The sequence below is a fragment of the uncultured Planktosalinus sp. genome (assembly GCF_963973675.1).
Classification (GTDB): domain Bacteria; phylum Bacteroidota; class Bacteroidia; order Flavobacteriales; family Flavobacteriaceae; genus Planktosalinus.
The window spans coordinates 1-9,086 of record NZ_CAXBAN010000065.1 but is presented as its reverse complement, the minus strand read 5'-3'; the positions used below and the strand labels follow the sequence as shown (position 1 = coordinate 9,086).

9 protein-coding genes are annotated in these 9,086 nt (G+C 34.8%); 3 read left to right on the top strand and 6 right to left on the bottom strand.

The genetic code is table 11. From position 1 onward, the window contains the following. Positions 1-66 precede the first annotated feature (66 nt). The 3 genes from AACY61_RS04095 to AACY61_RS04085 all read right to left on the bottom strand — a co-directional run bounded on the left by AACY61_RS04095 (position 67) and on the right by AACY61_RS04085 (position 2,350). Positions 67-594, bottom strand: a complete 528-nt coding sequence (locus tag AACY61_RS04095) for a DinB family protein (protein WP_339610318.1) — start codon at positions 592-594, stop codon at positions 67-69. After that, positions 591-1,073, bottom strand: coding sequence for a winged helix-turn-helix transcriptional regulator (locus tag AACY61_RS04090; RefSeq protein ID WP_339610317.1), 483 nt, complete (start codon positions 1,071-1,073; stop codon positions 591-593). The genes AACY61_RS04095 and AACY61_RS04090 overlap by 4 nt, the downstream gene beginning before the upstream one ends. A gap of 83 nt (positions 1,074-1,156) precedes the next feature. Next, positions 1,157-2,350 (bottom strand): M14 family zinc carboxypeptidase, encoded by a 1,194-nt coding sequence (locus tag AACY61_RS04085; protein ID WP_339610316.1) that lies wholly within the window; start codon positions 2,348-2,350, stop codon positions 1,157-1,159. A gap of 233 nt (positions 2,351-2,583) precedes the next feature. On the opposite strand from AACY61_RS04085, the gene AACY61_RS04080 reads away from it, so the two are divergent. After that, a complete protein-coding gene (locus tag AACY61_RS04080) occupies positions 2,584-2,997 on the top strand; it encodes a helix-turn-helix transcriptional regulator (protein ID WP_339610315.1) in 414 nt (137 codons plus the stop codon). 45 nt (positions 2,998-3,042) lie between these two features. Beyond that, entirely contained in the window at positions 3,043-3,414 is a 372-nt protein-coding gene (locus AACY61_RS04075) for a DNA topoisomerase IV (protein WP_339610314.1), read from the top strand. Here AACY61_RS04075 and AACY61_RS04070 read toward each other — a convergent pair. Then, on the bottom strand, positions 3,411-6,074 hold the full coding sequence (locus AACY61_RS04070; RefSeq protein WP_339610313.1) for a DNA gyrase/topoisomerase IV subunit A: 2,664 nt from the start codon (positions 6,072-6,074) through the stop codon (positions 3,411-3,413). The genes AACY61_RS04075 and AACY61_RS04070 overlap by 4 nt on opposite strands. Positions 6,075-6,103: 29 nt before the next feature. After that, positions 6,104-7,963 carry a DNA topoisomerase IV subunit B gene (locus AACY61_RS04065; RefSeq protein ID WP_339610312.1) on the bottom strand — a complete coding sequence of 620 codons (1,860 nt, stop codon included), beginning with the start codon at positions 7,961-7,963 and terminating at the stop codon, positions 6,104-6,106. 199 nt (positions 7,964-8,162) lie between these two features. On the opposite strand from AACY61_RS04065, the gene AACY61_RS04060 reads away from it, so the two are divergent. Continuing rightward, positions 8,163-8,612 carry a copper resistance protein NlpE gene (locus AACY61_RS04060; protein WP_339610311.1) on the top strand — a complete coding sequence of 150 codons (450 nt, stop codon included), beginning with the start codon at positions 8,163-8,165 and terminating at the stop codon, positions 8,610-8,612. 38 nt (positions 8,613-8,650) lie between these two features. Here AACY61_RS04060 and AACY61_RS04055 read toward each other — a convergent pair. Further along, positions 8,651-9,086, bottom strand: a 436-nt coding sequence (locus tag AACY61_RS04055; protein ID WP_339610310.1) for a DUF933 domain-containing protein, incomplete at its 5' end; no start/stop codon positions are given.

Genomic DNA, 9,086 nt, shown 5'->3' with positions numbered 1-9,086 from the left:
GAGCCAATAGTGGAAATTCCTGAAAAATCAATTGATGAGGTTGAAGATGGAGATGACAATGAAAAACTAGTCTAAAATATATTTTTTTCTACAAACATTCAGATGGTGCAATTCATGTCCTGAAATCACAAACCCAAGTGCTCTAACAGACATATTCTTTCCACTGGCAATTCCTGATCTTATTAATTGGTTTTCATTAAACCCTCTAAACAAGGACATAGTGGAATTCCTGACTGAAATATATTCATCAATGAGATCAGAAATATTCCTTTGAGCGGCATGAGACTCCAAAACATATTCATCCTGTTCAAAACCAGGTAGTTTAGCTTTGTCATTTCGTGAGAACCTCAGTGCTCTGTAGGCCATAATTCTTTCAGTGTCTATACAGTGTAACAACACTTCTTTTAAACTCCATTTATCATGAGCGTATCTATAGTTTGATTTTTCATCTGTTAGATTTTGAAAGTATTCCAAAAACAATGAATAACTGTTTCTTAAGGCTTCAACAAGGTTTAAATCCCTTTCTATTAAATCAATATAGCCTCCATAAAAGGAGGCATATTCGTTTAGTTGAATTTCTGATTTAAATGTCAATTTGCGTTGTCAAAAATGTCATGCATCAATCTTTTTTTGTCATTGATACTTTCTTCCAAAGATATCATTGTTTCTGTTCTTAGTACTCCCTCAATATCATCAATGAGGTAAATAATATCTTTAGCATGTAGAGTATTTTTTGCTCTTATTTTACAGAAAATATTAAATTTACCCGTGGTAATGTGAGCTACCGTAACATTTGGGATTGTTTTTAAACGTTCCAACACAAATTTTGTTTGAGAGGTTTTGTTTAAATAAATACCTACATATGCAATAAATGAATAACCTAATTTTGTATAATCAACCGTTAGAGATGATCCGGTAATTATACCGGCCTCTTCCATTTTTTTTACTCTTACGTGTATCGTTCCGGCTGAAACGTTATGTTTTTTTGCAATATCTGTAAAGGGGACTCTTGAATTATCGATCAACATATCTAAAATTTGATGATCAACATTGTCTAGTTTAAATTTAGCCATGAGCTTTTAAGGTTTTATTGTTTTTTTTGCAAAGATAGGCTCAATTTTAATAATTATTCTTAAACAAAAACTAAAAAAGCCATTTACAATGAAACTTTTTGTCCTCCAACTAGTATTTTATCTATTACCATATCGATTTTTAAATGGTTAGAATTATTGACAAGAATCTCCTCCCCTCTTGCCTCAATCATCTTATGACCAAAATAGCCTTTAAGATTATCTATTCGTACTATTTTTGGAATTAAGTTAATTTTCTTTTGTTTCAGCTGTTCCTCAAACTGAATTGCAACATCAGTTAATTCACTTTTATAGGGAATTTTCACATTTTTTATCAAAACATCAAAAAATAATTTTTGGTTTTCAGGGAGTAAAAAATAAGATGACACACCAGGTAATTTTTTATTAAGCAAGCCATCAAAAAGAAATAGAAATGAATTAAAAATTATTTCACGTGTTTTTTCACGTTCATAATCACCAGGAAAATGCCCCGCCTCAAAAAGAATAGTAGGAATCCCTTTAGACTGAAGTGTATCTCCAATACAATTCAAATTAAAACCATCATCATACCTTCCAATATGACCATTTATCTGCTTGTTCAAGCAGTTTGCCATATAGGCTATTAATTGCATAGCATACATCCTTGGAGGAGTCTGTGTTTTATCTTCATCTATAGAAGGTGCTAAAAAAGAAATTATTGCTGATTTTCCAGTTTTTCCGGCAGAAAAAATAGTTCTTTGATCATGTAAATTCAAGCATACATCTGGCTTAAACTCATCAAATACTTTAAAAAAAGTTTTAATCTCACTTTGAGTTTGATGCTGAGCATCTCTGTTTAAGTCAACTTTGTTGGCATTTTCTCTTTTGTAGAGCTCAGCTCCGTCCGGATTAAGCATTGGAATAATTTTAAAAGTGAAATTTTCAAGTAAATGCGAAGAATAAATATTTTCATGCTTAGTTTTTAACAAGTTAATAAAATCAAAAATAGCTTTTGTTGTAGTGGATTCGTTTCCATGCATTTGAGACCACATTAACACCTTTTTGTTTCCGGACCCAACTCCTATAGAATAAATAGGGATTCCATTAACCGAATAGCCTTCTGTAGAAACATTAAACTCAGAATCAATAAGGGAGTTAATCAATGGAACAATTTGCTCAAAATTCACATACCTTCCTCTTAAGGCTTGCTCTTGAATTATAAAGTAATCTGAATACATAAAAACGTTTTTACAAATGTAAACAAGCTTAAGTTTACAACTGTGAACGACTAAAATTTTCATTTTGTATACTCTTGTAAACAGGAAGAAGTTTACTTAACACTAAAGTAATCGTCAAACTATCAAGAAGGTTTTAAAATAAAATAAATGTACTTATAAATTTTATATTCAGTTAAATATGTGGTATTATTGAAAGTATTAAATTAATTTATTCTCAATGAAATATTTTAAAATGTTGTATGTTTTGTAATTAATAGTTACATTTGTAAATAATATTTACACTTAAGTTATTTACAATGGTAAACAGTGAAGATTTTGCTAAACGACTTCAGGAATTGATGGATTATTACAGCCTCACCTCTTCAGGTTTGGCTGATGCTATCGATTTTAATCGTTCAAGTATTTCCCATTTATTGTCTGGACGGAATAAACCTAGTTTAGAATTTGTAATGAAAATATTAGAAACCTTTCCTGAAGTTAAACTTTATTGGCTTTTAAATGGAAAAGGAAGTTTTCCAGAGACTGAAGATCAAACTGACAAAAAGATTTCCACTAATAATCATAACAGCAACTCTACTGAAGAAGATGTTTTACTTAAAAATGAAGAAGCACCATTACTTTCTCAATTAAATTCTGAAAGCAAGTATAAGTCAATAGATAGAGTGATTGTTTTCTTCAGTGATGGCACTTTTAAAGAATATAAAAATTAGTAATCTTCCCTTTTTTTGCTGAAATTTGCAAAAAGAATAAATGCTATGCGTATTTTTTTATTTTTAATTGTTTTAATCTCTTTTTCATCTTGCTATAACGCAGAGCGAAACTGTAAGGATTTTAAAACCGGAACTTTTGAATTTGAAGCTATAGTAGGCACTGAAATCCTAAAAACAACATTTGTTCGCAACGACAGTATTGAAATAGATTATTTTCAAGGAAAAGCTGACACCTCCTCTGTACGCTGGATTAACGATTGTGAATATATTGTAAAGAAACTAAATCCCAAAAGCATGGCTGAAGAAAAAGCCATACATATGAAGATTTTAACCACCGATAAAAACACGTATACTTTTGAATACAACATTGTGGGCCAAACCAAAAAAGAACGGGGTATAGCCAAACGAGTGGATTAATCCAGATTCAATATAATCTGCCCGTTTTCATCACGAGAGTCATTATCATCTTTTGATTCAGAATTTTTATTTTCAGAATTGTTTTTCACATTCTCTTCGTCCACGACTTCTATTTCTTCAGCAGTAAGTTCCTCAGGCTCATCAAAGGGTAAAGGTTCCAATAGATTGATTTGCTTCACTTTTTCCTTTGTCAATTGATTGCCCTGCGCATTAATTCCTTTTATGGCAATGAATTCCTCAATATTGACTGTTTGGTTTTCCTTTGGATCTTTCCCGCGTGGCTTGTAAAACTCTAACTCAACAACAGGTTTATAATCTGTGGAAATGATTTCTAAATAAGATTTAGAATGTTCTGTGATGAAAATTTCTTCCCTATCTTCATTTTCAACCAGAAAACGTTTAACATAAAATAATTCTTTTTCTCCTTCCCAATAAATGGCAGAAATAGGCTTTTTAGGTTTCCATTTTTCAAGCAATATCATCCCATCATCAAAACGTAAAGTTACATCAGGAATCACTGTTTTTATTTTTCCTGACTGATTGATTATCAATAATCTGTCGTCTTTCCTAAATTCGCCAAGGTATTCACCCCTCGCATCAAGATTCAATCGTTGTACCGTGTCGTCAAACCAAATTTTTCTTGGTTTAAGTGTTGAAAGTCCTTTCTCTTTAAGTTCAACGCGCTTGATAGGATATTTGGAAACGATATTTCCCTTGGAATTTCTTCCTTTGATGAGAATGTCTGCAAAATCAAGATCAAATTTAAGCTTTTTAATACTACCGGTTTGCCTCAATAAAACCTGAACTAATTCAGCTTCACCATTGGGGTTAGCAGTGAAATATAACACTTTGGAACCTTTATTACCTTGAGTCATATCATATATGTTGTCTCTAATGGTTCCAGTGACGGCAAATCGCTTGACATAAGAAGCTCCTTTAGCACCATCCCGGTATATCATATTGTAAATGGTGCGTTTGTCTTTTTTCTTAAATACAGCGACGTGAATGATGTTTTTACCAACAAATGTTTTTGTATCCACCTTGGTCACCATCATTTTTCCTTCTTCGGTAAAAACGATGATGTCATCAATATCGCTGCAATCGGTTACATACTCGTCTTTTTTCAGAGCAGTCCCCACAAAACCTTCTTCTTTATTGACATATAGTTTTGTGTTTCTTATTACCACTTTTGTGGCTTCGATATCATCAAATATTTTCAGTTCGGTTTTACGCTCTCTGCCTGCTCCATAGTCTTTTAACAAACGTTTGAAATAATTGATTGCATAGTCAATCAAATTATCAAGGAAGTTTTTAATTTGAGCAATCTGATCCTCAAGCGAATCTATTTTTTGTTGTGCTTTGTCTATATCAAATTTTGAAATGCGCTTGATTCTTATTTCGGTTAGTCTAACTATATCGTCAGTAGTGATAGCGCGCTTCAAATGCTTAATATGAGGTTGTAAGCCTTTGTCTATTGCAGAAATCACACCTTCCCAAGTTTCTTCTTCTTCAATGTCGCGGTAAATTCTGTTTTCTATAAAAATGCGCTCTAAAGAGGCAAAATGCCATTGTTCTTCAAGTTCGTCAAGTTGTATTTGCAATTCAGCCTTTAGCAACTCAACTGTTCTGTCTGTTGAGCGTCGCAACATTTCAGAAACTCCAACAAACAAAGGTCTGTTGTCTTCAATGACACAGCCCAGCGGAGAAATGGAAGTTTCACAAGCTGTAAAGGCATACAGGGCATCAATGGTTTTATCAGGTGAAAGACCGGAAGGCAAATGAATTTGTATTTCCACTTCAGCAGACGTGTTGTCGTCTATTTTTTTAATCTTAATTTTTCCTTTGTCGTTGGCTTTCAAAATGGAATCAATCAAGGATGAAGTGTTAGTTCCAAAAGGAATTTCTGTAATGACCAATGTGTTTTTATCCAATTGGTGTATCTTGGCGCGCACACGCACCTTACCTCCTCTTAAACCGTCGTTGTAGTTTGTAACGTCAGCAATTCCTCCTGTGGGAAAATCGGGGTAAATAGTGAATTTCTTTCCTTGTAAATGTTTGATGGAAGCCTCAATGAGTTCATTGAAATTGTGTGGCAATATTTTTGTTGAAAGTCCTACCGCTATTCCTTCGGCGCCTTGAGCCAGTAGCATAGGAAATTTCACAGGAAGATTGATGGGTTCTTTTCTTCTTCCGTCGTAAGACTGTTGCCAGGGAGTCACTTTTGGGTTGTACACCACATCCAAAGCAAATTTTGACAGTCGTGCTTCAATATATCGGGAAGCAGCAGCACTATCGCCGGTTAGAATATTTCCCCAGTTTCCTTGAGTGTCAATTAAAATGTCCTTCTGCCCTATTTGCACCATCGCATCTGCAATACTGGCATCACCATGGGGATGGTATTGCATAGTATGACCAACAATATTTGCTACCTTGTTGTAACGTCCGTCATCAAGGTCCTTCATAGATTGCATGATGCGACGTTGTACAGGTTTGAAACCATCTTCAATGGCAGGAACTGCTCGTTCCAGGATTACATAAGACGCATAATCCAGAAACCAGTCTTTAAACATTCCGTTTACCTTGATAATGGTATCTCCAGTCGCATTTCCATTTTCTTGAATTGGAGACTCTTCTTCATTTGGATTTTGGTTGTCGCTCATTAAAATATACTTATTTAGGACAAAATAAATTAAACTGCTTCTTCAACTTTATCTACTTCAAATTTCAGGTTATCGATAATAAACTCTTGTCTTTCGGGCGTGTTTTTGCCCATGTAAAATGAAAGCAACTCTTCAATCGACATACTGCGTTCTAACATCACTGGGTCAAGCCGAATATCAGCACCAATAAAATGCTTGAACTCATCTGGTGAAATCTCTCCAAGACCTTTAAATCGGGTGATTTCAGGTTTTGGTTTTAATTTCTCGATAGCATTGACACGTTCCTCTTCAGAATAGCAATAAATGGTTTCTTTTTTATTCCGTACGCGAAAGAGTGGCGTCTGCAAAATATACAAATGCCCTTCTTTAATTACTTCTGGGAAAAACTGAAGGAAAAAAGTAATGAGCAATAACCGAATGTGCATTCCGTCTACATCGGCATCTGTGGCGATAACGATGTTATTATATCGTAAATCCTCGATGCTTTCTTCAATATTCAACGCTGCTTGGAGGAGGTTGAATTCTTCATTTTCATAAACAATTTTTTTGGATAAGCCATAACAGTTCAAAGGCTTTCCTTTTAAGCTAAAAACGGCCTGAGTATTCACATCCCGGCTTTTTGTGATGGAACCACTAGCAGAGTCCCCTTCTGTTATAAATAAAGTCGTTTCAAGTTGTCTTTCTGATTTTGAATCCTGTAGATGGATACGACAATCACGTAGCTTTTTATTGTGAAGACTTGCTTTTTTGGCGCGCTCTTTAGCTAATTTTCTGATGCCTGAAAGTTCTTTTCTTTCACGCTCCGCCTGAAGAATTTTACGCTGAAGTTTGTCTGCTGTTTCCGGGTTTTTGTGCAGGTAATTGTCTAAATGTTTCTTTATAAAGTCAATAATGAAAGTGCGCACGGTTGGTAAACTGCCTCCCATATCAGTCGAACCCAGTTTTGTTTTGGTCTGACTTTCAAAAACCGGCTCCATTACTTTAATGCTAATGGCAGAAACAATGGATTTTCTAATGTCACTTGCTTCAAAATTTTTTCCGTAAAATTCTCTAATTGTTTTTACAAAAGCTTCCCTGAAAGCATTTAAATGCGTTCCTCCCTGCGTTGTATTCTGTCCGTTTACAAAGGAGTGGTATTCCTCGCTGTATTGTGTTTTACTGTGTGTAAGCGCGATTTCAATATCTTCAGCTTCCAAATGAATGATAGGGTACAAAATATCATCGTGATGAATGTTTTCTTCCAGTAAATCTTTAAGCCCGTTTTCGGAATAATACTTCTCCCCATTAAAATCAATGGTCAAGCCTCGGTTGAGATAGACGTAATTTTTGAGCATTTTGGACACATACTCATTGCGGTACCTGAAGTTTTTAAAAATGGTTTCGTCTGGAATAAAAAAGACTTTTGTCCCGCGACGCGACGTAGAATCTTCAGGAGTTGGGTCAACAAGCAGATTTCCTTGTTCAAACTCGGCATATTTTATCTGATTATCCCTCACAGATTCCACTCTGAAAAAAGAAGAAAGTGCATTTACGGCTTTGGTACCCACACCATTCAAGCCAACAGACTTTTTAAAAGCACGGGTATCATATTTCCCTCCTGTATTCATTTTGGAAACCACGTCAACCACCTTCCCAAGCGGAATACCGCGACCATAGTCACGCACTTTTACTTCTTTGTCTTTAATCCGAATTTCAATAGTTTTACCGGCACCCATGACATACTCATCAATCGAGTTGTCGAGTACTTCTTTTAAAAGAATGTAAATACCATCATCAGGAGAAGAGCCATCGCCAAGTTTCCCGATGTACATACCCGGACGCATTCTGATGTGTTCTTTCCAGTCCAGTGAGCGGATATTATCCTCTGTATATTGGGTTTCTTTAGCCATATAAAAATTTATGATAGACTCGCTAATATAAGACTTCAGGCTAAAAAATGAAACCTCCAAAATAGAAAGTAATTAACAATAGTGTAGTTCTTTTTGTTAAGAAAATTTCACCTAAAAACCTTATCTACTTTTCCATAAAATAATCTAATGAGATTAAGTTAGTTTCTTAAGTTTGCAATGAATATATATTTAAAAGACCATGAAAAAATTACTTATTTTGATATCATGTTTGTTTTTGATTGCTTCTTGTAAAAACAACAAAACTTTAGAAAATAAAGATGTTGAAGAAAAAACAGAAATGGAGCAAGTCCCTGATATGCACACTTCAGAAATAGCATTGGATTGGCAAGGAACCTATTCAGGAGTTTTACCCTGTGCAGACTGCGAAGGAATTAAAACAGAAGTAATATTGAGAGATGATAGCTCTTATAAAATCAAACGGGTATATATGAATAAGGACGTGACAGTAGTTGAAGAGTCCGGAAATTTTAAATGGACTGATGATGGAGGCACTGTCATTCTTACAAACAATGAAAACGGAACCACTACCTTGTTTAAAGTAGGTGAAAACCACTTAAGGCAATTGGATATGGAAGGAAAGCTCATTGATGGGGATATGACAGAAATGTATGTTCTTCAAAAGAACTAAATAAAAAAAACTCGCTTTTAAAGAGAGTTTTATGTTTATTAAACATTAAATCGAAAGTGCATCACATCACCGTCTTTAACGATGTACTCTTTCCCTTCCACCCTCATTTTTCCGGCTTCTTTGACTTTAGCTTCGCTACCATAATTCAGGTAATCATCATAAGCAATGACTTCAGCCCTGATAAACCCTTTTTCAAAATCTGAGTGTATCACTCCTGCAGCTTGTGGAGCTGTTGCTCCAACCGGGATGGTCCAGGCACGTACTTCTTTCACGCCGGCCGTGAAATAGGTTTGAAGGTTTAATAATTTATAAGCAGAACGAATAAGTTTAGCCGATCCGGCTTCATCAAGTCCCAAATCTTCCAAGAACATTTGACGCTCTTCATAAGTCTCAAGTTCGGTGATATCGGCTTCAGTTCCTACTGCCAAAACCAACACTTCAGCGTTTTCATTTTTTACATTTTCTTTTACGAGA

What these genes read in the sequence shown, in the direction of transcription:
- AACY61_RS04085 (WP_339610316.1), bottom strand. Translation starts at nt 2,350, where the DNA reads ATGAAAATTTTAGTCGTTCACAGTTGTAAACTTAAGCTTGTTTACATT.
- AACY61_RS04090 (WP_339610317.1), bottom strand. Translation starts at nt 1,073, where the DNA reads ATGGCTAAATTTAAACTAGACAATGTTGATCATCAAATTTTAGATATG.
- AACY61_RS04075 (WP_339610314.1), top strand. Translation starts at nt 3,043, where the DNA reads ATGCGTATTTTTTTATTTTTAATTGTTTTAATCTCTTTTTCATCTTGC.
- AACY61_RS04065 (WP_339610312.1), bottom strand. Translation starts at nt 7,963, where the DNA reads ATGGCTAAAGAAACCCAATATACAGAGGATAATATCCGCTCACTGGAC.
- AACY61_RS04070 (WP_339610313.1), bottom strand. Translation starts at nt 6,074, where the DNA reads ATGAGCGACAACCAAAATCCAAATGAAGAAGAGTCTCCAATTCAAGAA.
- AACY61_RS04080 (WP_339610315.1), top strand. Translation starts at nt 2,584, where the DNA reads ATGGTAAACAGTGAAGATTTTGCTAAACGACTTCAGGAATTGATGGAT.
- AACY61_RS04060 (WP_339610311.1), top strand. Translation starts at nt 8,163, where the DNA reads ATGAAAAAATTACTTATTTTGATATCATGTTTGTTTTTGATTGCTTCT.